We start from the raw sequence: 26668 nt of genomic DNA, 5'->3' as shown, positions 1-26668 counted from the left end.
TGAGAGTACTTCGACCTAGGAAGTGACGGCTTTGCAGGATTCATCGTTCCAGCCCAGTTTTCCGGCCCCCGGGCAGCCCATCGACGAACTCGCGCTGGCCGAGATCAAGGGCGCAATCCTGGCAAAGCTGCGCCTTGCCATCGGCAAGGACGCTGGCATGGCGACCAGGCACGATTGGTATCAGGCCGCGGCGCTCGCACTGCGCGACCGCATCGTGCATCGCTGGCTCACGGCCGAGAAGCACAGCTACGACGCGGGCCGCAAGCGCGTCTATTATCTCTCGCTCGAATTCCTGATCGGCCGGCTCTTCACCGATGCGCTCAACAACATGGGCCTCCTGCAGATCTTCGAGGTCGCACTCGGCGATCTCGGCGTCTCGCTGCCGGAGCTGCGCAAATGCGAGCCGGATGCAGCGCTCGGCAATGGCGGCCTCGGCCGGCTCGCCGCCTGCTTCATGGAGAGCATGGCGACCCTGTCGATCCCCGCGATCGGCTACGGCATCCGCTACGATTACGGCCTGTTCCGCCAGATCATCAATCAGGGCTGGCAGCAGGAATATCCCGACGAATGGCTGAGCTTCGGCAATCCCTGGGAATTGCAGCGGCCCGAGGTGATCTACGACATCAATTTCGGCGGCGGCGTCGAGCATGTCGATGACAAGGGCCGCGACCGCGCGATCTGGCACGCGAGCGAGACCGTGCAGGCGATCGCCTATGACACGCCGATCGTCGGCTGGCGCGGCCAGCACGTCAATGCGCTGCGGCTGTGGTCGGCGCGCTCGCCCGATCCGCTCAAGCTCGATGCCTTCAACAAGGGCGATTACGTCAGCGCCAGCGCCGAGCAGGCGCGCGCGGAGGCGATCTGCAAATTCCTCTATCCGAACGACGAAAGTCCGGCGGGCCGCGAGCTGCGGCTGCGCCAGGAATATTTCTTCGTCTCGGCCTCGCTGCAGGATCTGGTCAAGCGGCATCTGTCGTCCGACGGCCAGCTGCGCAGCCTGTCGAACAAGGTCGCGGTGCAGCTCAACGACACCCATCCGAGCCTTGCCGTCACCGAGCTGATGCGCATCCTCGTCGACCTCCACAATTTCCGCTGGGACGAGGCCTGGAAGATCACGGTCGCCACCCTCTCCTACACCAACCACACGCTGCTGCCGGAGGCGCTGGAGACCTGGCCGGTCGAGCTGTTCGAGCGGCTGCTGCCGCGGCATCTGGAGATCATCTATCGCATCAACGTGCAGCATCTGGCGCTCGCGGAAGCGCGCTGCCCCGGCGACATCGACTTCCGTGCCTCGGTCTCGCTGATCGACGAGAAGAGCGGCCGCCGCGTGCGCATGGGCCAGCTCGCCTTCGTCGGCTCGCACCGCATCAACGGCGTCTCGGCGATGCATTCGGACCTGATGCGCGAGACCGTGTTCCACGACCTCAACCATCTCTATCCCGGCCGCATCACCAACAAGACCAACGGCATCACCTTCCGCCGCTGGCTGATGCTGGCGAACCCGAAGCTGACCGATTTGTTGCGCGAGACCTGCGGCGAGGCCGTGCTCGACGATCCGACCCAGCTCTCGCTGATCGAGGCGCGCGCCAGCGATGTCGAGTTCCAGAAGAAATTCCGCAGCGTCAAGCACCACAACAAGGCCCAGCTCGCCCGCCTGATCGGCGAACGGCTCGGCATCAGGGTCGACCCGGGCGCATTGTTCGACGTGCAGATCAAGCGCATCCACGAATACAAGCGCCAGCTGCTCAACGTCATCGAGACGGTCGCGCTGTACCAGGCGATCAAGGACGAGCCCAACGGCAATTGGGTGCCGCGGGTGAAGATCTTCGCCGGCAAGGCGGCGGCGAGCTATCGCTATGCCAAGCTGATCATCAAGCTGATCAACGACGTCGCCGACATCGTCAACAACGATCCCGCGATCGGCGGCAAGCTCAAGGTCGTGTTCCTGCCCGACTACAATGTCAGCCTCGCCGAAGTAATCATTCCCGCCGCCGATCTGTCCGAGCAGATCTCCACCGCCGGCATGGAAGCTTCCGGCACCGGCAACATGAAGCTGGCGCTGAACGGCGCCATCACCATCGGCACGCTCGACGGCGCCAACATCGAGATCCGCGACCATGTCGGCGCGGAGAACATCGCGATCTTCGGCATGGAGGCAGGCGATGTCATGATCCGGCGCAAGCAGGGGCTGGATGCCTCCGACGTGATCCGCAGGTCACCAAAGCTGCAGCGCGCCATCAACGCGATCGGCGCCGGCGAGTTCTCGCCCGGCGATCCCGGCCGCTTCGAATCCATCGCGCATGCGCTGCGCTATCTCGACCATTACATGGTCAGCGCCGATTTCGATTCCTACTACGAGGCGCAGCGCGCGGTCGATGCGCGCTGGCAGGTGGCGCCGGCCTGGACACGCGCCTCCATCCTCAACGTGGCGCGCATGGCCTGGTTCTCCTCGGACCGGACCATCCGCGAATATGCCGAGGAGATCTGGAACGTGCCGGTCAACCCGACCACGCCGCTGCTGCCGAATTTGCGCGACGCCGCGGGCTGATTTTCCGCGGCGTGGATTTCCATTACCAGCGACGTTATTGAACATGGCGGCGCCGACTGTCATATGATGACCGTCAGCGCACCGCTTGTCATTGCGAGGAGCGTAGCGACGAAGCAATCCAGACTGCATCCATAGAGACAGTCTGGATTGCTTCGCTGCGCTCGCAATGACGGCGGCCAGGCATCGAGGACCACCAATGCACGCGAAGCTCCCGCACCCCTTCGACGAGGCCACGCGCGTCACCGCTGGTGACAGCAGCTGGCAGGGACACACCAGCGATGAGTACTGGGCCTTTGTCGGCCCGTTCGGCGGCGCCACGGCCGCGACCATTTTGCGCGCGCTGATCGACCATCCCGAACGCGCCGGCGATCCGCTCGCCGTCACCGTCAATTATTGCGCGCCGATCGCCAAGGGTCCGTTCGACCTCGACGTGCGGCTGGTCAAAGCCAACCGCTCCAGCCAGCATTGGAGCGTCGAGCTCAGCCAGGGCGGCGGCGAAGTCGCAACGCTCGCCACCGCGGTGTTCGCCGAGCGGCGCCCGTCCTGGGAGCACCGGGTGGCGCAATATCCTGAAACAAAGCCGTTCGAACAGACGCTGCCGTTCCCAAAAATCTCGGCATCCTGGGCCAACCAATACGAATTCCGCTTCGTCGAGGGCGAGATGCGGATGGGCCCGCCGAAGGCCGAGCCCGCCAGCACCTATTCGAAAATCTGGATCAGCGACCGCACGCCGCGCAAGCTCGACATGCTGTCGCTGATGTCGATGTCGGACGCCTTCTTCGGCCGCATCTTCCACGCCCGGCGCGAGCTGGTGCCGTTCGGCACGGTGTCGCTGACGACGTATTTCCACACCGACGCCGAGGAGCTCGTGGCTGAAGACATCACGCGCGTGCTGGCGACCGCCGATTCCAAGATCATGCACAAGAGCTACGCCGACCAGAACGCCGAGCTGTGGTCGCCGAACGGCCGGCTGCTCGCGACCACGACGCAGATCGCGTATTTCAAGGCGTAGCTGCTTCCACGGACTCGTCATTGCGAGGAGCCCGCGACAAAATTGCGGAGCAATTTTGCGCTGGCGACGAAGCAGCCCAGACTGTCTCCGCGGAGGGATTTCTGGATTGCTTCGCTGCGCTCGCAATGACGGTGGAAAGATATGGGGCAAACAAAGGGCGGCCTCTCGGCCGCCCTTCTGCATTAAGACCGAGCGCTTACTCCGCCGCCAGCTTCACATCCGGCGCGGCGGCGCGGACCTCGGCGTCGACCTGGGCTTCGAACTTGGCAAAATTCTTCTGGAACATGCCGACCAGCGCGCGGGCGGTCTTGTCGAACTCGTCCTTGTCCTTCCAGGTGTTGACCGGGTTGAGGATCTCCGCCGGCACGCCCGGCAGCGCGGTCGGGACCGCGAAGCCGAAATATTTGTCGGTGCGAAATTCGACGTTGCGCAGCGAGCCGTCGAGCGCGGCGGTGAGTAGCGCGCGCGTCACCTTGATCGGCATGCGCGAGCCGACACCGTACTTGCCGCCGGTCCACCCCGTGTTGACGAGCCAGCAATCGACATTGTGCTGGGCAATGAGGTCGCGCAGCATGTTGCCATAGACGGATGGGTCGAGCGGCAGGAAGGGCGAGCCGAAGCAGGTCGAGAATTCCGGCTGCGGCTCGTTGCCGAGACCGCGCTCGGTGCCGGCGACCTTGGCGGTGTAGCCGGACAGGAAGTGATACATCGCCTGCGCCGGCGAGAGCTTGGCGATCGGCGGCAGCACGCCGAAAGCGTCGGCAGCCAGCATCACCACGTTCTTCGGCTGCGGCGCGCGGCCGGTGCGCGACGCGTTCGGGATGAAGTCGAGCGGATAGGCCGAACGCGTATTCTCGGTCTTGGAGCCGTCGTCGAAATCGACGACGCGGGTGTCGTCGTCGAGCACGCAGTTCTCGAGCACCGCGCCGAAGCGAGTCGAGGCGGCATAGATCTCGGGCTCGGCTTCCTTCGAGAGTTTGATGCACTTGGCGTAGCAGCCGCCTTCGAAATTGAAGACACCGTTCGGGCCCCAGCCGTGCTCGTCGTCGCCGATCAGCGTGCGGTTGGGATCGGCCGACAGCGTCGTCTTGCCGGTGCCCGACAGGCCGAAGAAAATCGCGGTATCGCCCTTGGCGCCGACATTCGCCGAGCAGTGCATCGGCATCACGCCGCGCTCGGGCAGATAATAGTTTAGCGTCGTGAACACCGACTTCTTCATCTCGCCGGCATAATAAGACCCGCCGATCAGGACGATCTTGCGGGTGAAATCGATCGCGACGACGTTCTCCGAGCGGCAGCCGTGGCGTTTGGGATCGGCGCGGAAGCTCGGCATGTCGATGATGGTGAGCTCCGGCACGAAGGTCGACAGCTCGATCGCCTCGGGGCGGATCAGCAGCGTGCGGATGAAGAGCGAGTGCCAGGCAAGCTCGGTGAAGACGCGCGTCTTGATCCGGTAGGCCGGGTCGGCGCCGCCATAGAGGTCCTGCGCGAACAGGCGCTGGCCTTCGGCGTGCTTGAGGAAGTCCTGATAGAGCGTCTCGAACTGCTCTGCGGTGATCGACTGGTTGCCGGCCCACCACATCTTCTTGTCGGTGGCGGCGTCGCGCACCGTGAACTTGTCCTTCGGGCTGCGCCCGGTGAACTCGCCGGTGTCAGCGCAGAGTGCGCCATCGGCGGAGAGCACCGCCTCGCCCGCTGCGAGCGAGTATTGATAGAGTTGCGGCGCACCCAGGTTCCAGTGAACCTGCTTGAGATTCTTTAAGCCGAATTTGTCGGCGCCGAAGGCACCGTTGCGCACGCCCGTCTCTTGCACGAAAAAATCCTCCTAGAACTCGCGACACTCAGCGCGGCCAAGTCTGGCGCCGTCGCGATCACCGTGAATATGGGCCGTTCGGCCTCGGCTGAACGACGTAATACTGATGAACGCTGGCGTTGCCAAGCTGATCCCGCAGGATTTGGTTTATTCAAGGACCGCGCCAAACGTCGCGCATGTCAGCTCTGAATGGCTGCATCGAGAAAGTGCTGATGATCGCGCAACCAAATGCACGTTTGCGCGTTATGCCCGGTTATTGCGACGCACAATCGCGGCGCCGACGCCCTATCTTACCTCACCCTCGCCGATCAGCGCGAACGGCCCCCACATCGCGGGATAAGCGTTGCGTGGCGACGAGGCATCATCGAGATAGGCTAACATCGCGCGGCGCAAAGCTTCGGCACGACCGAGCTTCGGTTCGTTCTTGAGCAGCTCGAAGGTCGATGTGGTCAAGCGGGTCGCAGCCTCCGAATCCACGGCCCAATGCGACACCAAGAGCGCGCGGGCGCCTGCGTAGAAGAACGAGCGCGCCAATCCCGACAACGCTTCGGCACCGGGCTTGTCGCCCGCGATGGTGTTGCAGGCGGATAGCACAACCCAATCGGCATTGAGTTTGAGCTGGGCCACTTCGCTCGCGGTGAGAAGACCATCGTCGAGCTCCGTCGGCTGGTCGGGGATGGAGAGCGCAAGCGAGGGCTCCCCCAATCCCTTGACGTCGCCGGCAACGAGGCCGTGGGTGGCAAAGTAGATGATGCCGTATTGGGCAAGCGCTGCACGCTTGAGCGTCGTTTCGCTGGCGTCGCGGCCGAGATGAATATCGCCCTCAGCCGCGCCGACGTCCCTCGCCACCGCGTTCAATTCATCAGCCGTATCGGGCAGTTGCGGCAGTGCCTGGGCCAGCCGCGCACGATCCACGCCGGCGCCGCGCCAGAAGTCGGCATAGGCGATCGTCGCAATGCTGCGTGCGGCGACCTTGCCGCTCGCGGCGCGCCGGTCGGCTGGCCCTTCGGCCGCAGGGTTGAACACGGGATCGCCGAAACCGGTCATCGGCTTGATGCTCTGATCCCTGCGGGCAAAAGCGCGCAGCGATTTCAGGCTGATCACCGACGGCAGCACCGAGACGGCCTGGCGCCGCAGCAGCCAGGCAGCACTGCGGTAGCCCTCGAGCCGGTCCGGGATCGCAGCCTGCGGCTTCTCCGTGACCAGCAGATGAAACGGCAATGCGGTCAGTGCCGCCGACGGCACCACCAGCAGGTTGCGCTTGTCCTTGGTCAGCGCCTCGACCGGGCCGAGCAGCGCGACATAGAGCTCGTTGGCGAGGGCGAGGTCGAACAATCCCGATTTGCCGGAGGCATCGCGCGCCTTGCCGACATCGAGCCCCCTGCGAAAGGCGGTGACTTTCTGCGTGATCGCGTCCGCTTCGAGCGGAATCTCCTTCCAGTCGACGCTCTCGCGCGTGATCGCGACGACATAGCTCCTTCTGTCGACGACGGAATAGACCACCATCGCCTCGTCGGAGGCCAGCAGCGGTTGGATGTCCTTCACGGTCAGCGGCAGCGGGTTGGAAAGCAAGGAATAGTCGGGAAACTCGACCGCGAGCGTCTTCTGCAATCCGCTACGCGCGCTCGCGATCGCCGCGATCCGCGCGCGGCTGCGCTGCTCGGCCGCGACGTCACGCTGGGCCGATGGCTTCGACACCGCAGCGATGATCGCCTTGTCGAGCGCTTCGGACTCGGCCGCGAGATCCTGATCCTTGCGCACGAGCTCGGCGAGCCGGTCGCTGCCGGCGGCGAGCCGCACCGCGAGCTTGCTCACGGCGGAAGCAGCAGAGGATTGCGAGCCGCGCTGGATCGCACCGAGGGCGTCGTCGAGCGCCTTCTCGCTCGCGAGCAGCGATTGCTGCCTCGCCGCGAACAGGATCGGCAGCACGACACGCAGCTGCGCACGGTTGGCCGCGAGCGTCTTCTGCGCCAACGGCAAGGCGTCCGCCGTCCGTCCCGTCGCCTGCAGGAAATCGGCGAGATTGCTCGTCGAGGTCGCGACATCAGGGTGATCGGGCCCGAGCGCACGCTCGCGGATCGCCAGCGCGCGGCGATACAGCGGCTCGGCATCGGCATAACGCTGCTGGTGCTGGTAGAGCCCGGCGAGATTGTTGAGCGAGCGCGCGACGTCGGGGTGGTCCGGCCCCAGCACCTTTTCACGGATTGCGAGCGAGCGCTTGATCGGCGCTTCGGCATCGGCGTCGCGGTCGAGGTCGCGCTCGACCTGTCCGATGTTGTTCAGGACCGTGGCGACCGCGGGATGCTCGGGACCTGCGGCCTTCTGATAGATCGCGAGCGCACGCCGGAACAGCGGCTCGGCATCGGCAAAGCGCTCCTGCTTCACATAGAGCGTGGCGAGATTGTTGAGGGCCCGGCCGACATCTGGATGCTCGCGCGACAGGCTCTTTTCGCTGACGGCGAGCGCGCGCTTGAACAGCGGCTCGGCTTCAGTGAAGCGGCCCTGCCGCTGATACAGCGCGGCGAGATTGGTCAGTTCGGGCGAGATCAAGGCGGTGTCGAGGCCGAGCGACTTTTCCATCAGCGCGATCGCGCGCTTGTAGACCGGCTCGGCCAGATCGTCGCGGCCCTGCCCGGCATAGACCTGGCCGAGATTGTTGAGCGCCGCAGAGAGCTCGCGCCCGTCATTGCCCTTCTCCAGGCTCGCGACCATGGCCTGCGCCAGGGGCAGCGCTTCCGCATATTTGCCGGCCTGGTTGAGCGCGTTGATCCGCGCCCCCTGTGCGGCGAGGTCGCCCTTTTGGGCGAGGGCCGGGGTAGCCAGCAGGGTGGTGATGGCGAGCGCCAGACCCGCAGTCCATGCCAAACGTCGACGCGTCATGAGCCCTCTCGCTGCGTACCCGACAACCGTCACGGTCATGGGTCGCGGCGATCGGTAGCGGCGTTCAAGCGGTTGCGCCCTGGTCCATCCTCGTGCGCGCCTCGCCAGCGAGGCGGACCAGCATCTTGCGCAGGCCCGTGCCATCCGTCACCCGCTCCGGGAAGTCCAGCCGCAGCGCGGCTTGCCCGTCTTGCATGTCGAGGCCTTCAGGGTCACAGCCAGTACAGCGCCAGTCGCCCTCGGCGGCGCCGAGCAGCTTCGTTGCGTAGAGATTCAGAGCATCGCGATGGTCTGCGTTCATGTGCTCGACGGCGCTCGCCTCCGCCGCCAGCAAGTCCTCGGCGCCGGTGAGGTCGGTCAGGAATTGCTCGGGCTTGAGGTCGACGATCCGGCCGAAGCCGGCGACCAGATGGGTTCCCGTGGGCCGGATCCGGAAGAAGGAGAAATCCTTAAAGGAAACAAAGCCTTCCGCCGAGGGATGGGCACTGAGATACCGTCGCTGGAGCAGATCCTTGTCGGAATCGGCCTCCTCGGCCCGGCCCGACAGCATGATCCGGGCGCCTTCCAGGGGATCGCCGGCCACGTGCTCGTCCAGCATCAGCGAGACCCTGCAGTCCGCGAGGATGTTCCTGGTATGCACGGCAAGGCGCGAGATCAACAGGATCGGCGAGCCGTCGGGATGACTGGCGAGATTGACCAGGGAACAATAGGGATCGCCGCTGCCGGTCATCAGCGTCGCCAAGGCCCCCTGCCGGGACCGCCTCAGCAGCGATCTGGCGAGCCTTGCGGGGTCGAAATCGGGGGTCGGTTGCATCGGCTTTCTCAGCTCAGGTGGTTGCAAGGTGGGCCTTTTTTCGGGTAAACGGGGGCCCGGTTATGGGTCGAGACGCGGCGAATCTGCCGTGTCTCGTGGAACTTGGTCACACTTCAGCCCAGCTTGCATTGCTCGGTGACAAGGTTCGAACGCCACTTCGGCACCCATGTATGCGGCGCATCACTGGATCGCTCGCCGTTTCAAGCCACGACCCAAACGGAAAGCAGAAAGCAGAGAGGCTCATGCCCACAATCGCTTTGGTCGACGACGACCGCAACATTCTCACATCCGTCTCGATCGCGCTGGAAGCCGAAGGCTACCGTATCATGACCTACACCGACGGTGCCTCCGCACTCGACGGTTTCCGGACCACCCAGCCCGATCTCGCCATCCTCGACATCAAGATGCCGCGCATGGACGGCATGGAGACGCTCCGCCGTCTCAGGCAGAAGTCCGACCTGCCGGTGATCTTCCTCACCTCCAAGGACGAGGAGATCGACGAGCTGTTTGGCCTCAAGATGGGCGCCGACGATTTCATCCGCAAACCGTTTTCGCAGCGTCTGCTGGTCGAGCGCGTCAAGGCGGTGCTGCGCCGCTCGGCGCCGAAGGACCCGACCGTCGCGCCGAAGGAGAACGACGCCAAGGCGCTCGACCGCGGCCTTCTGCGCATGGATCCGGAACGCCATACCTGCACCTGGAAGAACGAGCCGGTGACGCTCACCGTCACCGAATTCCTGATCCTGCAGGCGCTCGCGACCCGGCCCGGCGTGGTGAAGAGCCGCAACGCGCTGATGGACGCCGCCTATGACGACCAGGTCTATGTCGACGACCGCACCATCGACAGCCACATCAAGCGGCTGCGCAAGAAGTTCAAGGTGGTCGACAACGAGTTCGAGATGATCGAGACGCTCTACGGCGTCGGCTACCGTTTCAAGGAAGCCTGAGGCGCACCCTCCAGCGCGATCGAGAGCATCTCCGGTTCTCGTTCCATCGGGACGAGGATCGCTCTAGGATGCGGGGACCTTCGCACGGGCCGTCCTAACGCGGGCGTAAGCATTGCTTGACCGAACGCAGCCTGAGCCTAACCAGAGCGCCGGGGATCTCGCATCCGACGGCGTTCAGGAGCACGTTGCCGACGACAAGCCGCAAGGCTTCCGGCCGCTGAACTGGCTGAAACGCGCCGGGCAGTTCTTCTTCGCGCTGTCCTTCTCGAGCCTCACCCGCCGCATCGTCTCGCTCAACCTCGCCGGCCTCGTCGCGCTGGTGGCGAGCATCCTGTACCTGTCGCAATTCCGTGCCGGCCTGATCGACGCGCGCGCCCAGAGCCTCCTGGTCCAGGCCGAGATCATCGCCGGCGCGATCGCGGCCTCCGCCACGGTGCAGACCAACGCCATCACCATCGATCCCGATCGGCTGCTCGACCTCAAGCCGGGCGAGACCTATGGCGGCTCGGACGAGTATTCGCCGCTGGACTTCCCGATCAATCCGGAGCGCGTCGCGCCGGTGCTGCGCACCCTGATCTCGCCGACCAAGACGCGCGCCCGCATCTACGATCCCAACGGCAGCCTGCTGCTCGACAGCCGCAACCTCGAAAACGTGCTGCGCTTTCCGCTGCCGCCACCGGCCGAGCAACCCGGCATTATCGAGCGCGGCAAGGTCGCGGTGCGCACCTGGCTGAACCGCGGCGACCTGCCGCTCTATCGCGAGCTCGGGCCCGAGAACGGCAATGGCTATGCCGAAGTGGGCGACGCCCTGCAGGGCCAGAAGCGCTCGATGGTGCGGGTCAATGCACGCGGCGAGGTGATCGTCTCGGTCGCGGTCCCCGTGCTGCGCTCGCGCGCGATCCACGGCGCCTTGATGCTGTCGACGCAAGGCGACGACATCGACCAGATGGTCACCGCCGAGCGCCTCGCCATCCTGAAGGTCGGCGGCGTCGCCGCCGCCGTCATGATCATGCTGTCGCTCCTGCTGGCGAGCACGATCGCGGGTCCCGTGCGCCGGCTCGCCGACAGCGCCGAGCGCGTCCGCCGCCGCATCAAGGCCCGCATCGAAATCCCCGATTTCACCCGCCGCCGCGACGAGATCGGCCACCTCTCCGGCGCGCTGCGCGACATGACCAGCGCGCTCTACAGCCGCATCGAGGCGATCGAGATGTTCGCCGCCGACGTTGCCCATGAATTGAAGAACCCGCTGACCTCGCTGCGCTCGGCGGTCGAGACGCTGCCGCTGGCGCGCAACGAGAACAGCCGCGCGCGCCTGCTCGAGGTGATCGAGCACGACGTCAAGCGGCTCGACCGGCTGATCTCGGACATCTCCGACGCCAGCCGCCTCGATGCCGAGCTGCAGCGCCAGGATGCGATCCCGGTCGATTTGCGCCGCCTGCTGACCACGCTGGTGTCCGTCGCCAATGAAACCAAGCTCGGCCACGACGTCGCGGTCGAGACACGCTTCGAGGGCCGCAGCCCGACCGACACCTTTGCCGTGAGCGGCCACGATTCCCGGCTCGGGCAGGTCGTCTCCAACCTGCTCTCCAACGCGCAATCCTTCTCCGAACGCGGCAGCAAGGTGCGCCTCACCTGCCGGCGCGTGCGCTCCGAGATCGAGATCGTGGTCGACGACGACGGCCCCGGCATTCGCGAGGACGCGCTGGAGCGCATCTTCGAGCGCTTCTATACCGACCGTCCGCATCAGGGCTTCGGCCAGAATTCCGGCCTCGGCCTGTCGATCTCCAAGCAGATCGTCGACGCTCATGGCGGACGGATCTGGGCAGAGAACCGCCCTGGCCCGCCGGACGCCGACGGCACTCCGACGATTGCCGGCGCGCGCTTCGTGGTGAGGCTGCCGGCGCTATGAGCGACGGCGGGCCCAGCGTTCACGCCTCCGCCGTCAAGGTCGGGACACTCGCCGTGCTGATCCGCGGGCCCTCGGGGTCCGGCAAGTCGCGGCTTGCCTTCGATCTGATCATGGCCGGACGCTCAGGCGTTGTGGAAAGCGCCGTTCTGGTCGGCGATGACCGTGTCCATCTGGCGACACTCGGCCATGAAATTGAGGTCCGCCCCGCGCCTCGCCTGGCCGGCCTGATCGAGATCCGGGGCCTCGGAATCCGCCGCTGCGACTTCGTGGAGCATGCGACCGTCGGTCTCGTGGTCGATCTGGCCGCCGCGGACGCCGAGCGGCTGCCGCCGGCCGAAGCTCTGAAAACCAGCATTTTTGGTGTCGAAATACCGCGAATCCCCGTTGCCCGCGACTATTCGCCCCTTCCTCTGGTTGTTGCGGCCTTGACCACTACCAAGAGTTCATCTTCCGTTAACCCTTCAGGCGATTGTTTGAAGGGAAATGGTAACCATATGAACCCCACTATCGCGACCGAATAGACCGGCGCAGCTCCCCTCATACATCCGTATAGATTCAGGGAGATACGCAACATCCCCTCTTGCGCGGGGGCTCTGGATGGTCAAAGTGGCGCGTTCGTGCGGTGCACCAAAAGCGCCCGCGAGGAGTTTTCCGATGATTGGTCTAGTACTTGTGACCCACGGGCGCCTTGCCGACGAATTCAAGGCGGCGCTTGAGCATGTCATGGGCCCACAAAAGCAAATCGAAGCGATCACGATCGGCGCCGAGGATGATTCCGATCTCTGCCGAAGCGACATCATCGAGGCGGTCAACCGCGTCGATTCCGGCGACGGCGTTGCGATCCTCACCGACATGTTCGGCGGCACGCCGTCGAACCTGGCAATATCCTGCATGAGCCGGCCCAAGGTCGAAGTGCTCGCGGGCATCAACCTGCCCATGCTGGTGAAGCTCGCCAAGGTGCGCGAGGAGCGACCGCTGCCCGACGCGATCGCGATGGCGCAGGAAGCCGGCCGCAAATACGTCACCATCGCCAGCCGCGTGCTCGCAGGCAAATGAGCGAGGAGGCGCCACAAGCCGCGACCGGCGTGCCCGCGGGCGCGATCTCCAAGGATCTCCTGATCATCAACAAGCGCGGCCTGCACGCGCGCGCCTCGGCGAAATTCGTCCAGGCGGTCGAGCGCTTCGACGCGCAGGTGTGGGTCACGCGCGGCGGCGAGACAGTCGGCGGCACCTCGATCATGGGCCTGATGATGCTCGCAGCGGGTCCCGGCACGACGATCACGGTGGCGGCGGCAGGCACCGACGCTGAAGCCGCGCTGGCGGCGATCACGGAGCTCGTGGAGAGCAAGTTCAACGAGGAAGGGGTCTGAGCCACGCGCTCGGCACCGTCGGGTGGGCAAAGCGAAGCGTGCCCACCACATCTCATGATCATTGAAAGTTCGTGGGCGCGGCGCTTCGCGCCTTTGCCCACCCTGCGGCACTACGGCAGCCCGCCTACTTCGCCGGCGGCGCGATGTAGACGCTCCAACTCATGGATGGGCCGGCCTTGCCGCTCGTGAAGCGGCGCGTGCTCATCACCATGCGCTCGGCATTCGGCGCAACCTCCGACACCCATTTCTCGAATCCAGGCAGGCGGCCATCGGTCGGATCGAACACGCCGATGAAGCCGTATCTCCTGACGTCGTCGAGCGACGTCAGACCCGAGCTCCACGGCTCGTTCGGCGTGAAAGCTGCGGGGTGATCCGGGCTGTAGAACACCATCGGCTGGATCGACTCCATGGTGCCGGCAACGACCGCCCAGCGCGAGGCAAAGCGCATGTGCCATTCCTGAGTCAGCTTGCGCGCCAGTTCCGAGCGCGCGCCGTAGGTCGCGGTGTTGCCGGCATTGGCCTCCATCTCGCGCGCGGCGATGAGGGGCGAGGCCGCAAGCGTCGCGGCGCTGAGCACGAGCCAGATCGCTGCGATGTTGAACAGCGCGGCGCTCTGCACGCGCAGCGTCGGCATCGCGACCAGCGCGAGCGGGACCAGGAAGAACAACGAGATGCCCCAATCGGTCTTCATGTAGATGCTGAACACCAGCGCGCCGAGCGGCGGGCCGAAGGCGACGATGAGCTGGATGATCCAGACGTTCAGCGCCTGCGAGACATTGACGCCTGCATTGGCGCCGCGCGACCAGGCGCGCGTGACGATGCGCAAGGGCGCTCGCAGCAGCAATTTGACCCAAGGCGGCACCAGCGCCATGGCGAGTGCCGCGAGCGCCACCGGCAAGGCCAGCAGCGCGAAATTGTGCAGCACATAGCCCGCGACGAGCTGATGCACCTGGCTCTTGTCCTGCAGGCTGTAGGTGTCGCCGGCATAGGTCAGCGGCACGAAATGCGCATCCGCCAGCCAGACGATGTGCGGGATCATCGCCGCCACCATCGTGGCGATCGCGACCCACGGCGCGGGCGACGACAAGAAGCGCAACCGGTTGGGATGGATCAGCGCGGCGAGCCCGATCGCGCCGATCATGGTCAGCACCCAATATTTGGTCATCAGCGCCAGCGCGCCGGCAAGCCCGAGCAGGATTCCGGATTGCCAGCTCCGCTTCTCGAATGCGTTGAGATAAGCGAGCACCAGGAGCGGCAGCGTGACGAGCTGGAGCAGGTCCGGATTGTACTTGAAGCCCTTGAAATTGAAGATCGGGTAGAGCGCGATCATCACCGCGACCAGGAACGCGCGGCGCGCATCGACCACGCGCAAGGCGATCAGCCAGCAGAGCACCATGCCGATGCTCACCGTTGCCATCGCCAGCGCATAGGTCGCCCAATCCGCCGCCGGGAACACCGCGAACCAGAGGCCGGCCACCCAGCCCGACAGCGGCGGGTGCTTGCCATAGCCCCAGAGGAATTTCTGGCCCCAGCCCCAGGCTTCTGCGACGTCCATGTGAACGTCCTGCGCCGCCTTCAGATTGATCAGGATGAAGGTCCACAGCACCGCATGCAGGATGGCGAATTGGATCACCAGCCACAGGCGCGCCTCGGGGCGGACCGCGCAGGCAACCAGGAAGGCCCGGAAGCGGTCGTAACTCAAGCGGGTCTTTGCCCGCGTTCTGGAGGAGGGAAGAGAGGTCGTGGACATGGGCCGTGCGTAGCGCGTTTTGGCCCCTCATGGAATCAGCTTGGCGTGAACAAAGGCCCTGAAAATACAGCAATATGGTTGCCGCACGGGGATGTGAGTGGTATCCCGCGCCCATGACGACCGTCCCCATTTCCAACATCCGCAATTTCTCCATCGTCGCCCATATCGACCATGGAAAATCGACGCTGGCCGACCGCCTGATCCAGATGACCGGCGGCCTTTCCGACCGCGAAATGGCGGGCAAGGAGCAGGTGCTCGATTCCATGGACATCGAGCGCGAGCGCGGCATCACCATCAAGGCGCAGACGGTGCGCCTCGCCTACCGCGCCAAGGACGGCAAGGATTACATCTTCAACCTGATGGACACGCCCGGCCATGTCGACTTCGCCTACGAGGTCTCGCGGTCGCTGGCGGCCTGCGAAGGTTCCCTGCTCGTGGTCGACGCCAGCCAGGGCGTCGAGGCGCAGACGCTCGCCAACGTCTACCAGGCGCTCGACAACAATCACGAGATCGTCCCGGTCCTGAACAAGGTCGACCTGCCCGCGGCCGAGCCCGAGAAGGTCAAGCAGCAGATCGAGGACGTCATCGGCATCGACGCCTCGGATGCGGTGATGATCTCGGCCAAGACCGGCCTCGGCGTCCCCGACGTGCTGGAAGCCATCGTCACCCGCCTGCCGCCGCCGAAGGGCGACCGCGACGCCACGCTGAAGGCGCTGCTGGTCGACAGCTGGTACGACGTCTATCTCGGCGTCGTCGTGCTGGTGCGGATCGTCGACGGCAGCATGAAGAAGGGCCAGCGCGTGCGCATGATGGGCACCGGCGCCGCCTATGACGTCGAGCGCGTCGGCTTCTTCACGCCGAAGATGCAGCAGGTCGACGAGCTCGGCCCCGGCGAGATCGGCTTCATCACCGCCGCGATCAAGGAAGTCGCCGACACCCGCGTCGGCGACACCATCACCGACGACAGGAAGCCGGTCGCCGAGATGCTGCCGGGCTTCAAGCCGGCGATCCCCGTGGTGTTCTGCGGCCTGTTCCCGGTCGACGCCGACGACTTCGAGACGCTGCGCGCCGCGATGGGCAAGCTGCGCCTCAACGACGCCAGCTTCTCCTTCGAGATGGAAACCTCCGCCGCGCTCGGCTTCGGCTTCCGCTGCGGCTTCCTGGGGCTTCTTCATCTCGAGATCATCCAGGAGCGGCTATCGCGCGAGTTCGATCTCAACCTGATCGCGACCGCGCCGAGCGTCATCTACAAGATGAAGCTCACCGACGGCCAGGAGATCGAGATCCACAATCCCGTCGACATGCCCGACGTGGTCAAGATCGCCGAGATCGACGAGCCCTGGATCGAGGCGACGATCCTGACGCCCGACGAATATCTCGGCAGCGTCCTGAAGCTGTGCCAGGACCGCCGCGGCGCGCAGAAGGAGCTGACTTACGTCGGCTCCCGCGCCATGGTGAAATACGACCTGCCGCTGAACGAAGTCGTGTTCGACTTCTACGACCGCCTGAAGTCGGTCTCCAAGGGCTACGCCTCGTTCGACTATCACCTCACCGACTACAAGCCGGCCGACCTCGTCAAGATGCAGATCCTGGTCAATGCCGAGCCGGTCGATGCGCTCTCGATGCTGGTCCACCGCACCCGCGCCGAAGGGCGCGGCCGCGCCATGGTCGAGAAGATGAAGGAGCTGATCCCGCCGCACATGTTCCAGATCCCGATCCAGGCGGCGATCGGCGGCAAGGTGATCGCGCGCGAGACGGTGCGCGCGCTGCGCAAGGACGTCACCGCAAAATGCTACGGCGGCGACATTACGCGTAAGCGCAAGCTTCTGGAGAAGCAGAAGGAAGGCAAGAAGAAGATGCGGCAGTTCGGCAAGGTCGACATCCCGCAGGAAGCCTTCATCGCCGCGCTGAAGGTGGACAGCTGAGGCGACGCTCGGGACGGGCTGGCCCGGGCTCCGAGGCCGGCAAACAAAAAAGCGCGAAAACAACCCCATGCACAGTAGCCGCCCCCTTGGCGGCACTGTGCTTTTTTCGATTTTACGAAGTCGGCTTGCTCCGTCGGGCAAAACAGGGGTATGGTGGCATCATCGCAGCAGGCCGGATGAGCCAGCACAATCGTCCATCTGCATTTTTTAAAGTACCGATCATTGCATTCATGAACGGAGCTGTCATGCAGCGACGCGAGCTTCTCGCACTGATCGGTGCCGCGGCGGCCTGGTCACCCCTTGCTCGCGCGCAACAGCCAAAGAAAGTCCCCCATATTGTCTTCTTGACCACCGGCTCGATCGAGCAAACCCGCACTTCGGTGGCTGCCTTTCAGCAAGGACTACGCGAACGCGGTTATACCGACGGCGAGAATATCATCGTAGAGCTTCGAGCAGCCGATTCAAAGGTCGAACAACTCCCGGCGTTGGCGAGTGACCTCGTCCGTCTGAATCCTGCTCTTATAGTTGCAGCGAATTCGCTTGCTGCGCGCGCCGTGCAGCAAGCCACCAAATCGATTCCTGTTGTTGTGCCAGTTATGGGCGACCCAATCGAAGACGGACTCGTTGCCAGCATCGCCCGACCAGGAGGTAACATCACCGGACTGACCTTCATCGGCCCGCAGCTTGTTCCCAAGCGGCTCGCGCAATTGAAGGAAGCTTTGCCCATGGCGTCTCGGATAGCAGCGATTTGGCACCCGGCTGCATACGGCAAGTCTACAATTCAAGGCATGATCAGCGGTGCGGAGTCAGCATCAAAAACCGTAGGCGTTCATTTGCAACTCATTGCTGTCCAAGATCCTGACGGGCTGGGCGAGGCGTTTTCCGCGCATGCGGGCGCGCGCGCCGATGCATTCTTCCTATTTCCCAGCCCGATGTTCTTCATTGCACGCAAGCGCATCGTCGAGCTCGCCGCAGAACATCGGCTGCCGCTTTTTGCCATTGGCAAGGAATTTGTTCAACTCGGTGCGCTACTGTCCTACGGAGCGGATATCATCGACTTGAACCGGCTATGCACTGATTACGTCGATAAGATCCTCAAGGGCGCCAAGCCCGGGGATCTGCCGGTCGAGCAACCGACCAAGTATGAACTATTCATCAACCTCAAGACTGCAAAGACACTCGGGATCGAAGTTCCTGCTACATTGCTGGCCCGCGCGGACGGGGTGATAGAATGATTTCACCGATGCAAGTCGATGCATTCAAGCCCGCGGACGGCCGGTCTTTTCGTCCCGTTCCCGACGTGTTGACCAAGGCCGCGTGAGGTCGGTTTCGTCAAGTTCGACGGCTTCGTAGGGTGGGCAAAGCGAAGCGTGCCCACTGCCTGTGTGCCGTCGGGAAGAGTGGTGGGCACGGCGCTCGGCGCGCCTTTGCCCACCCTACGAGACTGTGAATCTTTTGTACCGCGCGTCAGACGAATGTGATTCTCTGGGCAGACTGATCTGCTGGAGAGGATGATGGCTGACGACGGACTTTTTGGTGAATTGCCGGAGCAGTCGGCACGAACCGAAGCGGTGCCGCAAGGCGCACCTCGGCTGCGCGAGCCTGTGCGCAATCAGGTCGAATTGCGAGCGGTCGATATCGACAGCCTGATCGGGCAGGATCATCCAGCGCGGGTGATCTGGGCTTATGTCGAAGGGCTGGACCTGAGCGAGCTGGAAGATCGCGTCAAGGCACGGGAAAACAGGCCGGGCCATCCGGCGCCATCGCCACGGTTGTTGCTGGCGCTTTGGCTGTACGCCGCGAGCGATGCCGTTGGCAGCGCGCGGGCGCTGGACCGGCTCTGCGACAGCCACGACGTCTACCGCTGGCTCTGCGGTGGCGTGTCGTTGAACCATCACGGGCTGTCGGACTTCCGGGTCGGCTGTGCCGACTTGCTCGACCGTTTGCTGGTTGAACATCTGGTGGCCCTGAACGAGGCAGGGCTGGTCGATCTGGAGAAGCTGACCCAGGACGGGGTGCGGATACGAGCGAATGCCGGGACCGGATCTTTCCGGCGGGAGGCGACGCTGGATCGGCAGATGGCGCAGGCCGAGGCCATTGTGGAAGAGCTCAAGCGCGAGGTCGATGCGGACCCGGAAGCCAGCAATCGGCGGATCCGGGCCGCCAAAGAGCGGGCGGCGCGCGAACGCAGCGAGCGGGTGCAAGCCGCGCAGGCCGCGCTGGCCGAGATCAAGCGCAAGCGAAAACAGCTCGACGACAAGGGCGGCAATGGCAAGAAGCCGAAGGAGCCTCGGGCCTCCACCACCGACCCGCAGGCCAGGGTGATGAAGATGGCCGATGCCGGCTTCCGTCCGGCCTATAATGTGCAGGTGGCTAGCGCGGCTGGCGAACTGATCGTGGTCGCGATCGATGTCGACAACAGCGGCTCAGATCGTGGCTTGATGCGCCCGATGCTGGAGCGAACGCGCGCTCGGCTGAAGCGCTTGCCACGCCGCTACCTCGCCGATGGCGGGTTCTGCACTGGCGACGACATCGAATGGGCGCATGGCGAGGGCATCGAGGTTTACTGTCCACCGCCCCAATCCAGGAGCGGTGTCGATCCCTTCTTACCCCGGAGCAGCGACGGTCCTGGCATAGCGGCCTGGCGTGCTCGCATGGCCAGCGAAGCCGGCAAGGCACAGTACCAGGCCCGTACCATCTGCGAATGCATCCATGCCCGCTGGCGCAACTGGGACCTCAGGCAACTGACCGTGCGCGGCATCGAGAAGGTCCGTGCCGTCGTGCTCTGGTACGCCCTCACCAACAACATCCTGCAAGGGCATCGTCTCGCAAAAGCATAGATAACCAACAGCCTGACGCCGCCGGCTTCCCCCATCAAGGGGCGATACCACCCCTTGATGCCGAAGCCGAAACAAAACGAATTGGCTCACAGGCTCTACGAAAGCTGTGCTCGCCTTCGCTTCTCGCGGCGGATCATCACGGCATTTTCTTCTTCGCCTCGACGTAGCGTGCAAAATTGTCGAGGATCGCCTGCCAGCCACTCCGCTGCTGCTCCTCCGAGTGCGTGGTCTCGGCGTCGAAGACGACGCGGACGACAACGCCTTTTGCGCCGGGCACGAACTCAACCTCGGCCTTGCGATCACCGAACGCGTATTCGATCCGCTTGTGCTCGACAATCCTGGTGTAGGTGCCGGCGAAGTCGAAGCCCATGCTGCCGTCCTTGGCTTCCATCCGCGACGAGAAGTCGCCGCTTTCCCGCAGGTCGACCGTCGCCTTTGTCGTATGCCAGTCGTCGGACGGCGAATTCCATTTCACGATGTCGGCAGGCGTCGTATAGGCGCGCCAAACCTGATCAATCGGGGCTGCGACGCTGGTTTCGACGGTGATCCTCATGGGTATTGCTCCAGTTTTCGACTTTGACGGCTCGAGTTGACGAAATCACGTCGCGTGTGCCGGGTCATCTCCGGCATGTCCGGGGCGTGTCCACCCAAGGACGATCGAGACCAGCCCATGCCGACATGGTCCGGCCGTCAATTCGCTAAGAAAGTTAGAGCCAACCAAATTGTGTGCTGTGGGGAAGATGGCAGACGCGTCGCTTGACCACCCTGCGCGCTCTTCAGATCGGCCTTGTCTTCCCTCGAATGGCCATCGCCCGTTTCAGGGCCTGCTCGGCATCGGCGTGGCGACCTTGATTGTTGTAGAGGCTGGCGAGGTTGTCGAGGACGCCAGCAAGATCCGGATGATCAGGGCCGAAGGTTTTCTCGAAAATGGCCACCGACTGCTTGAACAGCCGCTCGGCCTCGGCGTTGCGTCCCTGACGCCCGTAGAGCGCACCGAGATTGTTCAGCGCTTGCGCGATGTCGGGATGATCGGAGCCGTACGCCTTCTCGGTCACGGCCATCGCCCGCTGCAGCAGCCGCTCGGCATCGGCGTAGCGATGCTGCTGGGTGTAGGTATCGGCCAAATTGTTCATCAGCACCGTGGCTTCGGGATCGTCGGGGCCGAGCGCTTTCTGCAGCACGGCGAGGCCCCGCTCGAACAGCGGCTCGGCCTGATCGTATCGGCCCTGGCTGCTGTAGACGGCGCCGAGATTGCACAGCGGCAACACGATCGACGGATCGTCGGAATCGAGCACTTTCTCGCCGATGGCGATCGATCGCTTCAGGAGCGGCTCCGCTTCCGCGTAGCGTCTTTCCGCGCGGTAGAGATCGCCGAGATTGTTCAGCACCATTGCGACTTCCGCGTGATCCGGACCGAGCGTCTTCTCGCGGATGGCCAGCGCGCGCTTGTACAGCGGCTCGGCAACGGCGTATTCGCCGAGATTGTGATGGATCGTACCGAGGTCGCTCAGCGGCATCGCGACGCGCGCATCGTCAGGGCCGAACTCCCTTTCGTGAAGGGCCAGAGACTTCTGAGCCAACGGCAAGGCTTCCATGTATTTCCCGGCCCGATAAAGCTCCTTCATCTGCCGCGTCAGCGCGTCCGTCTCGTCCTCTTCGGCATGGGATGGCACGCCGAACGGAAGGATCAAGGCAAGCGCCGTGACTGCAACACGGATCGATGCTTTCAGAGCCTTCATCGCGCCTTCCCTCGTCGCATCCTGCGCTGCTCCTCAGATCGGCCTTGTCTTGCCCCGGATGGCCATCGACCGTTTCAGGACCTGCTGGGCATCGGCATAGCGGCCTTGATACTTGTAGAGACCGGCGAGGTTATCCAGAACGCCGGCGAGATCCGGATGGTTGGGGCCGAGGGTTTTCTCGAAGGTGGCCACCGACCGCTTGAACAGCTGCTCGGCCTCCGCGTTACGGCCCTGACGCCCATAGAGTGCAGCCAGATTGTTCTGCGCCTGCGCGATGTCGGGATGATCGGGGCCGAACGCCTTCTCGGTCACCGCCATCGACCGCTTCAGCAGCCGCTCGGCATCGGCATAGCGATGCCGATTGATATAGGCGTCGGCCAAATTGTTCATCAGCACCGTCGCTTCGGGATCGTCGGGGCCAAGCGCTTTCTGCAGCACGGCAAGGCCTCGCTTGAACAGCGGTATAGCCTGATCGTACCGGCCCTGATGGCTGTAGACCGCGCCGAGATTGCTCAACGCCGGCACGATCGACGGATTGTCGCTCCTCTCGTTGATGGCGATCGAGCGCTTGAGTAGCGGCTCCGCTTCCGCGTAACGCTCTTCCGCGCGATAGAGATCGCCGAGATTGTTCAGCACCATTGCGACCTCAACATGATTCGGACCGAGTGTCTTCTCCCGGATGGCCAGCGCCCGCTTGTACAGCGGTTCAGCAACGGCATATTGGCCGAGATTGTAATGAATCGTACCGAGGTCGTTCAGCGGCATCGCGACGTGCGCATCATCAGGGCCGAACTCCTTCTCGCGGAGGGCCAGCGACTTCTGGGCCAGAGGCAGCGCTTCCATGTACTTCCCGGCCCGATAAAGCTCCTTCATCTGCCGGGTCAGCGTGCCCGCCTCGTCCTCTTCGGCATAGGATGGCACGCCGAACGACAGGCTCAAGGCAAGCGCCGTGACTGCAACGCAGATCGATCCTTTCAGAGCCTTCATCACGCGTTCCTTGGTCGCGGTTCTCACCGACATACGCGACGTTGGTGCAGCCGGAAGGCGGAATGGTTCAAAGTCCTCGCCTGGGCGCCCCCGGCCAGGGGCACAAGACAGATCGGGGTGTTCCCTCCGGCCATGTCTCTGATCCAGGCGTGCTGCCGGCGACGCCTCGCTCGGTATCTGGCCCGTGATCCTGGTGGGACGGCTTACGAGCATTTGGAGCATGCTATATTCTTGCTATCGCACGGCAGCTTCGAGCGAGGTCACATGCGACGGCGCGGATTCATCGGGCTGATGACGGGAGCAATCGGCTGGCCGCTCATCGCACGCGCCCAGCAGTCTTCCGCAACGCCGCGCGTCGTCCAGTTGGGACCGGTCGAAGTTCCCGCGCAGATCGCAGCAACCAAAAGGCTGCTTGCAGAGCTTGGTTACGTCGAGGGGCGGATTCGACTCGAGTTTCGCCACGCAGCCGGAGATGCCGACGCACTACCGGCGCTCGCGCAGGAGATCGTGCGGGATGGCCGGGTGGACGTGATCATCGCAATCAGCACACCTGCCGCTCTCGCGGCCTACAAGGCAACGCGAACCATCCCGATCGTGACCCTTGCTGCCGTCGATCCAGTCGCGTCCGGACTGGCCGACAGCCTCGCCCGCCCTGGTCGCAACGTGACCGGCATCGCGGTTTTCTCGGAGGAAACCACTGCAAAGCGGATCGAGCTCATGCGGGAGATCCTCCCCAAGGCCGTCCGCCTCGGAACTGTCACGACAAAGGTGTCGAGCGGTGCACAGAGTCTCACGCCTGTTCTGGAGGCCGGTCGCAAGCTCGGCTTTCAGGTTGAAGCCATCAACATCGATGATCCCGCAAGCATCGGGACGATGCTGAGCGCGGACAACCTTGCCCAATTTGACGGTCTTGTTTTCGTTCCGGACGTCGTGCTCAGCGGCCACCAGGCCGAAGTCATCAGGCTGGTGAACCTGAGCGGGAAGCCTGCGATCTTTGCTTCACCCGATTGGGTCGCGAACGGCGCCTTCATGTCGTTCGGCCCCGACTTTGCAGACGCAGGGCGCCGCCTGATTGCGCAGGTTGATCGCGTTCTGCGGGGCGCAAAGCCGGGCGACCTGCCTTTCGAACGACCCACCAAGTTCGACCTCAGGATCAATCTCCGCATCGCCAGGGCGCTGGGTCTCGACCTGCCCGCAACTGTCGTCGCCCGCGCCGACGAAGTGATTGAGTAACCATCTTACCCGGGCACAACCGCCCTGCCCCTCGCCCGGTAAGCCATCATCCCTGCTGCGAAGCATCAACAAGACAAAAAGCACGAAGAAACGCATGAAGGTGATGCAGGCGTGCGTCTGCACGCCCGATCCCTGATCGATCATTGCCCGAGTTGTTGGAGCACAGCAGACCACAACGCGAGCGGCTCCCTGAGCGCTCCGGGTTCGTTCGGCTTTTGGCGAACGGCCGTGTGCACCATGACGAGCTTGGAGGCCGGATCGACCAGGATGAGCTGACCGCGAATGCCGAGCAGGGCAAATCGGCGCTGCTCGCCGGGGAGGAGCCACACCTGATAGCCATAGCCGAAATAGCGCGTGGCCACGTGCGGGGCGAGATGGCCGTCGGCCGGCCGCACGGTCGTGGCATCCAGCAGCCACTGCCGGGGGATCAGCTGCCGGCCTTCCCAGGCGCCGTCATGGGCGAGCAACCGGGCCAGGCGCGCATAATCGCGCAAGGTTGCGTTGAAGCAGCAAAAGGCGATCTCCTGCCCGCTGCCGTCGATCACCCAGGAGGCGTCCGCCTCGGTGCCGATGGGATCCCAGATCCGGTCGTGGAGATAATCGGCAACCGGCGTGCCGGTGGCGACGCGCAGGACCAGGCCGAGGATCTCGGTTTCAACGCTGGCATAGTGAAATTTGGTGCCTGGCGGTGCGGTTCGGGTGTTGAACTGCGCGACGATGGCGGCGGGATCTTTCGGCGGGCCGGCGAACAGGGCCCGCCCAAGCCGGGCGATGTCGTCGTTACCGTCGTAGACTTCCGAGAATTCGACGCCCGACGACATGTTCAACAAGGCGCGTATGGACGTGTTGCCATATTCCGTGCCTGCAAGGCCGGGAACGTAGGTCACGACGACGTCATCGATCGACTTGATCCGTCCCTCCGAGACCGCGATCCCGACCAGCATGGCCACCAGCGTCTTCGCCATGGACTGCGAGACAAAGCGGTGGTGATCGGTCCGCGCATATTGATAGTGCTCGTAGAGGATGGTGTCGTCCCTGGCGATCAGGAGTCCCGTCGCCGGGTTGCGCTTGAGATAGTCCGCGATGCCGAGCTTTTCGGTACCAAAACTGTAGGTGATCGACGGCTCCGGCGCGCGCTTGAATTGCCAGGCCGTCGTCGCGCGAGCGACCCGGCGCGAGGGATAGATCTCGCCGAAATGGCTGTAGCTGCCGACGAGCCTGTCGAGCGGGGGAGCGGCTCCCCGCGTGCCGACCGGATAGCCTTCCGCCGCGCCGTAGAGCTCGGCATCGGGACCGCTGTCCGAAAAGACCGGCCCCGGCTTGGCGGGCGCGCTTCGGACGTCCTGCGCGCATGCCGGGGCCGTCCAGACGGCGGAGGCGAAAATGACGGACAAAAAAAGCCTGCGGCACCCGCGTGGCCTGCACAGCGCTCCCCGGATCATTGCACTTGCCTCCTCGCACGTTCGTTTGTGTGTGCGCTTATGAGAACAACATCGCAGGCCAGTGACGCGCGGCATGCTATCACTACGAGCAGACGGTGTCAGCCGGCGGTGGCCACCCGCCTTGCTCTCGCCGGGCAGATAAGTCACCATCCATCCCGCGCACCATCAACAAGAGCAAAAGCGCTGAGGAAACGCATGAGCAAGCCGTCAAGCTTCGACTATGGCTGGGTCGTTGTCGCCGCAGGTGCGCTGATGACCTGCATCGGGTTCGGTACGATGCTGTCGCTGGCGGTGTTCTTGCAGCCGATCTCCGAGGCGATGGGCTGGTCGCGCGCCGGCGTGTCGGCGGCCGCGACGCTGGATTTCCTCTGCATGGGATTCGCCGCATTCCTATGGGGCACGCTGTCGGACCGGTTCGGCACCCGCATCGTGGTGCTCTCGGGAAGCGTTCTGCTGGGACTAGGTCTCGTCACCGCGAGCCAGGCCGCAAGCTTGTGGCAATTCCAGCTCTGCTTCGGTGTGCTGATCGGGATCGCCGTGGGCAGCTTCTACGCGCCGATGATGGCGCTCGCGAGCGCCTGGATCGAGAAGAACCGCAGCCTCGCCGTGGCGCTGGTGTCCGCCGGCATGGGCGTGTCGCCAGTGACGGTCGCGCCGGCCGCGAGCTGGCTGATCACGGCCTATGATTGGCGCACCGCGATGCTGATGATCGGCTGCGCTGCCTGGGCGCTGTTGATCCCCGCCTGCTTCCTGGTGCGGCCGGCGCCGTCAGCCGCGGGCTCCGCAACGACGGACGCGACGCCGGCGGTCGAGATGAACGCGGCGCAGGCGCTGCGCACGCCGCAATTCATCGCGCTCGCAGCGGCGCATTTCGCCTGCTGCGCGGCGCATTCCGGCCCGATCTTCCACATGGTGTCCTATGCGATGGTCTGCGGCATCGCGCCGCTCACGGCGGTGACGGTCTATAGCGTCGCCGGCGTCTCAGGCCTCGGCGGACGATTGCTGCTGGGCGCGCTGGCCGATCGCATCGGCGCGAAACCGGTCCTTGTCGGCGGGCTGTTCGTGCAGGCGATGTGCATCGCGACCTATCTGGCGGTGGCGCAGCTCGGCGAGTTCTACGCGTTGTCAGTCGTGTTCGGCCTCGCCTATGGCGGGGTGATGCCGCTCTATGCGGTGCTGGTCCGCGAATTCTTCGGCGCGCGCATCATGGGCACGGTGTTCGGTGCGGTCTCGGCCTTCGCCAGCCTCGGCATGGCGCTCGGGCCCTGGGCCGGCGGGATCGTGTTCGACACGTTCCAGCAATACACCTGGCTGCACGCCGGCTCCTTCGCGATCGGGCTTGCGGCGGTCGCAGTCGCACTGAGCTTCCCGACGAGACGGCCATCGCTCGATCTTGGCCGCGCGACGGCGTGACACCTGCGGGAAGTCGATCGTTATTTCGACGGCACGCCTTACGAGGTCC

20 protein-coding genes are annotated in these 26668 nt (G+C 64.4%); 12 read left to right on the top strand and 8 right to left on the bottom strand.

Annotated elements, in window-relative coordinates; translation table 11 throughout:
* The first annotated feature begins 31 nt into the window (after positions 1-31).
* Positions 32-2548 (top strand): glycogen/starch/alpha-glucan phosphorylase, encoded by a 2517-nt coding sequence (locus AB7M16_RS21960; RefSeq protein ID WP_212259442.1) that lies wholly within the window; start codon positions 32-34, stop codon positions 2546-2548.
* Between the two features lie 196 nt (positions 2549-2744).
* On the top strand, positions 2745-3560 hold the full coding sequence (locus AB7M16_RS21955; RefSeq protein ID WP_453945207.1) for an acyl-CoA thioesterase: 816 nt from the start codon (positions 2745-2747) through the stop codon (positions 3558-3560).
* Positions 3561-3756: 196 nt separating this feature from the next.
* On the opposite strand, the gene AB7M16_RS21950 is transcribed toward AB7M16_RS21955, so the two are convergent.
* The 3 genes from AB7M16_RS21950 to AB7M16_RS21940 form a co-directional block, all read right to left on the bottom strand.
* A complete protein-coding gene (locus AB7M16_RS21950; RefSeq protein ID WP_212259440.1) occupies positions 3757-5373 on the bottom strand; it encodes a phosphoenolpyruvate carboxykinase in 1617 nt (538 codons plus the stop codon).
* 285 nt (positions 5374-5658) lie between these two features.
* Positions 5659-8253 (bottom strand): CHAT domain-containing tetratricopeptide repeat protein, encoded by a 2595-nt coding sequence (locus AB7M16_RS21945; protein ID WP_453945206.1) that lies wholly within the window; start codon positions 8251-8253, stop codon positions 5659-5661.
* A 64-nt stretch (positions 8254-8317) separates the two neighbouring features.
* Positions 8318-9067 carry a HugZ family pyridoxamine 5'-phosphate oxidase gene (locus tag AB7M16_RS21940; RefSeq protein WP_453945205.1) on the bottom strand — a complete coding sequence of 250 codons (750 nt, stop codon included), beginning with the start codon at positions 9065-9067 and terminating at the stop codon, positions 8318-8320.
* A 242-nt stretch (positions 9068-9309) separates the two neighbouring features.
* Between AB7M16_RS21940 and AB7M16_RS21935 the strand changes: the two genes are divergently transcribed.
* The 5 genes from AB7M16_RS21935 to AB7M16_RS21915 all read left to right on the top strand — a co-directional run bounded on the left by AB7M16_RS21935 (position 9310) and on the right by AB7M16_RS21915 (position 13290).
* Positions 9310-10011, top strand: a complete 702-nt coding sequence (locus tag AB7M16_RS21935) for a response regulator transcription factor (protein ID WP_008542552.1) — start codon at positions 9310-9312, stop codon at positions 10009-10011.
* A 112-nt stretch (positions 10012-10123) separates the two neighbouring features.
* Positions 10124-11920 carry a sensor histidine kinase gene (locus AB7M16_RS21930; RefSeq protein ID WP_172786662.1) on the top strand — a complete coding sequence of 599 codons (1797 nt, stop codon included), beginning with the start codon at positions 10124-10126 and terminating at the stop codon, positions 11918-11920.
* A complete protein-coding gene (locus AB7M16_RS21925) occupies positions 11917-12441 on the top strand; it encodes an HPr kinase/phosphorylase (RefSeq protein WP_172786661.1) in 525 nt (174 codons plus the stop codon). Before AB7M16_RS21930 ends, AB7M16_RS21925 begins: the two co-directional genes overlap by 4 nt.
* 133 nt (positions 12442-12574) lie before the next feature.
* Positions 12575-12976, top strand: coding sequence for a PTS sugar transporter subunit IIA (locus tag AB7M16_RS21920; RefSeq protein ID WP_007597752.1), 402 nt, complete (start codon positions 12575-12577; stop codon positions 12974-12976).
* Positions 12973-13290, top strand: a complete 318-nt coding sequence (locus AB7M16_RS21915; protein ID WP_036014186.1) for an HPr family phosphocarrier protein — start codon at positions 12973-12975, stop codon at positions 13288-13290. Before AB7M16_RS21920 ends, AB7M16_RS21915 begins: the two co-directional genes overlap by 4 nt.
* 124 nt (positions 13291-13414) lie before the next feature.
* Here AB7M16_RS21915 and AB7M16_RS21910 read toward each other — a convergent pair whose 3' ends face one another.
* Positions 13415-15040: a glycosyltransferase family 39 protein gene (locus tag AB7M16_RS21910; protein WP_453945204.1), complete on the bottom strand. Its 1626-nt coding sequence runs from the start codon at positions 15038-15040 to the stop codon at positions 13415-13417.
* A 113-nt stretch (positions 15041-15153) separates the two neighbouring features.
* On the opposite strand from AB7M16_RS21910, the gene lepA reads away from it, so the two are divergent.
* From lepA to AB7M16_RS21895, 3 genes are all read left to right on the top strand, one after another.
* Positions 15154-16965 (top strand): translation elongation factor 4, encoded by a 1812-nt coding sequence (gene lepA, locus AB7M16_RS21905; protein ID WP_453945203.1) that lies wholly within the window; start codon positions 15154-15156, stop codon positions 16963-16965.
* Between the two features lie 176 nt (positions 16966-17141).
* Positions 17142-18200: an ABC transporter substrate-binding protein gene (locus AB7M16_RS21900; protein WP_453945202.1), complete on the top strand. Its 1059-nt coding sequence runs from the start codon at positions 17142-17144 to the stop codon at positions 18198-18200.
* A 276-nt stretch (positions 18201-18476) separates the two neighbouring features.
* A complete protein-coding gene (locus AB7M16_RS21895; protein ID WP_212257604.1) occupies positions 18477-19805 on the top strand; it encodes an IS1182 family transposase in 1329 nt (442 codons plus the stop codon).
* A gap of 136 nt (positions 19806-19941) precedes the next feature.
* On the opposite strand, the gene AB7M16_RS21890 is transcribed toward AB7M16_RS21895, so the two are convergent.
* The 3 genes from AB7M16_RS21890 to AB7M16_RS21880 all read right to left on the bottom strand — a co-directional run bounded on the left by AB7M16_RS21890 (position 19942) and on the right by AB7M16_RS21880 (position 22531).
* Entirely contained in the window at positions 19942-20358 is a 417-nt protein-coding gene (locus AB7M16_RS21890; protein ID WP_453945201.1) for an SRPBCC family protein, read from the bottom strand.
* 223 nt (positions 20359-20581) lie between these two features.
* Positions 20582-21544 carry a tetratricopeptide repeat protein gene (locus AB7M16_RS21885; RefSeq protein WP_453945200.1) on the bottom strand — a complete coding sequence of 321 codons (963 nt, stop codon included), beginning with the start codon at positions 21542-21544 and terminating at the stop codon, positions 20582-20584.
* Positions 21545-21577: 33 nt separating this feature from the next.
* Positions 21578-22531, bottom strand: a complete 954-nt coding sequence (locus AB7M16_RS21880) for a tetratricopeptide repeat protein (RefSeq protein WP_453945199.1) — start codon at positions 22529-22531, stop codon at positions 21578-21580.
* Between the two features lie 291 nt (positions 22532-22822).
* On the opposite strand from AB7M16_RS21880, the gene AB7M16_RS21875 reads away from it, so the two are divergent.
* Entirely contained in the window at positions 22823-23764 is a 942-nt protein-coding gene (locus tag AB7M16_RS21875; RefSeq protein ID WP_453945198.1) for an ABC transporter substrate-binding protein, read from the top strand.
* A gap of 140 nt (positions 23765-23904) precedes the next feature.
* Here AB7M16_RS21875 and AB7M16_RS21870 read toward each other — a convergent pair whose 3' ends face one another.
* Complete coding sequence (locus tag AB7M16_RS21870; protein ID WP_453945197.1) at positions 23905-25158, bottom strand: serine hydrolase domain-containing protein; 1254 nt, start codon at positions 25156-25158, stop codon at positions 23905-23907.
* A 243-nt stretch (positions 25159-25401) separates the two neighbouring features.
* Here AB7M16_RS21870 and AB7M16_RS21865 point away from each other — a divergent pair, with 243 nt between their 5' ends.
* Positions 25402-26619 (top strand): MFS transporter, encoded by a 1218-nt coding sequence (locus AB7M16_RS21865; protein ID WP_453945196.1) that lies wholly within the window; start codon positions 25402-25404, stop codon positions 26617-26619.
* Positions 26620-26668 lie beyond the last annotated feature (49 nt).

It is taken from the genome of Bradyrhizobium sp. USDA 372, from assembly GCF_053629095.1.
Note: the sequence above shows the minus strand (reverse complement) of the source record. Positions and strands in the feature narration are given on the sequence as shown.

Bases quoted from the DNA above. Each gene is read 5' to 3' on its own strand.
- AB7M16_RS21955 (WP_453945207.1), top strand. From the start codon at position 2,745: ATGCACGCGAAGCTCCCGCACCCCTTCGACGAGGCCACGCGCGTCACC.
- AB7M16_RS21945 (WP_453945206.1), bottom strand. From the start codon at position 8,253: ATGACGCGTCGACGTTTGGCATGGACTGCGGGTCTGGCGCTCGCCATC.
- AB7M16_RS21940 (WP_453945205.1), bottom strand. From the start codon at position 9,067: ATGCAACCGACCCCCGATTTCGACCCCGCAAGGCTCGCCAGATCGCTG.
- AB7M16_RS21935 (WP_008542552.1), top strand. From the start codon at position 9,310: ATGCCCACAATCGCTTTGGTCGACGACGACCGCAACATTCTCACATCC.
- AB7M16_RS21925 (WP_172786661.1), top strand. From the start codon at position 11,917: ATGAGCGACGGCGGGCCCAGCGTTCACGCCTCCGCCGTCAAGGTCGGG.
- AB7M16_RS21920 (WP_007597752.1), top strand. From the start codon at position 12,575: ATGATTGGTCTAGTACTTGTGACCCACGGGCGCCTTGCCGACGAATTC.
- AB7M16_RS21915 (WP_036014186.1), top strand. From the start codon at position 12,973: ATGAGCGAGGAGGCGCCACAAGCCGCGACCGGCGTGCCCGCGGGCGCG.
- AB7M16_RS21910 (WP_453945204.1), bottom strand. From the start codon at position 15,040: ATGTCCACGACCTCTCTTCCCTCCTCCAGAACGCGGGCAAAGACCCGC.
- lepA (WP_453945203.1), top strand. From the start codon at position 15,154: ATGACGACCGTCCCCATTTCCAACATCCGCAATTTCTCCATCGTCGCC.
- AB7M16_RS21900 (WP_453945202.1), top strand. From the start codon at position 17,142: ATGAGCCAGCACAATCGTCCATCTGCATTTTTTAAAGTACCGATCATT.
- AB7M16_RS21895 (WP_212257604.1), top strand. From the start codon at position 18,477: ATGATGGCTGACGACGGACTTTTTGGTGAATTGCCGGAGCAGTCGGCA.
- AB7M16_RS21890 (WP_453945201.1), bottom strand. From the start codon at position 20,358: ATGAGGATCACCGTCGAAACCAGCGTCGCAGCCCCGATTGATCAGGTT.
- AB7M16_RS21885 (WP_453945200.1), bottom strand. From the start codon at position 21,544: ATGAAGGCTCTGAAAGCATCGATCCGTGTTGCAGTCACGGCGCTTGCC.
- AB7M16_RS21880 (WP_453945199.1), bottom strand. From the start codon at position 22,531: ATGAAGGCTCTGAAAGGATCGATCTGCGTTGCAGTCACGGCGCTTGCC.
- AB7M16_RS21875 (WP_453945198.1), top strand. From the start codon at position 22,823: ATGACGGGAGCAATCGGCTGGCCGCTCATCGCACGCGCCCAGCAGTCT.
- AB7M16_RS21865 (WP_453945196.1), top strand. From the start codon at position 25,402: ATGAGCAAGCCGTCAAGCTTCGACTATGGCTGGGTCGTTGTCGCCGCA.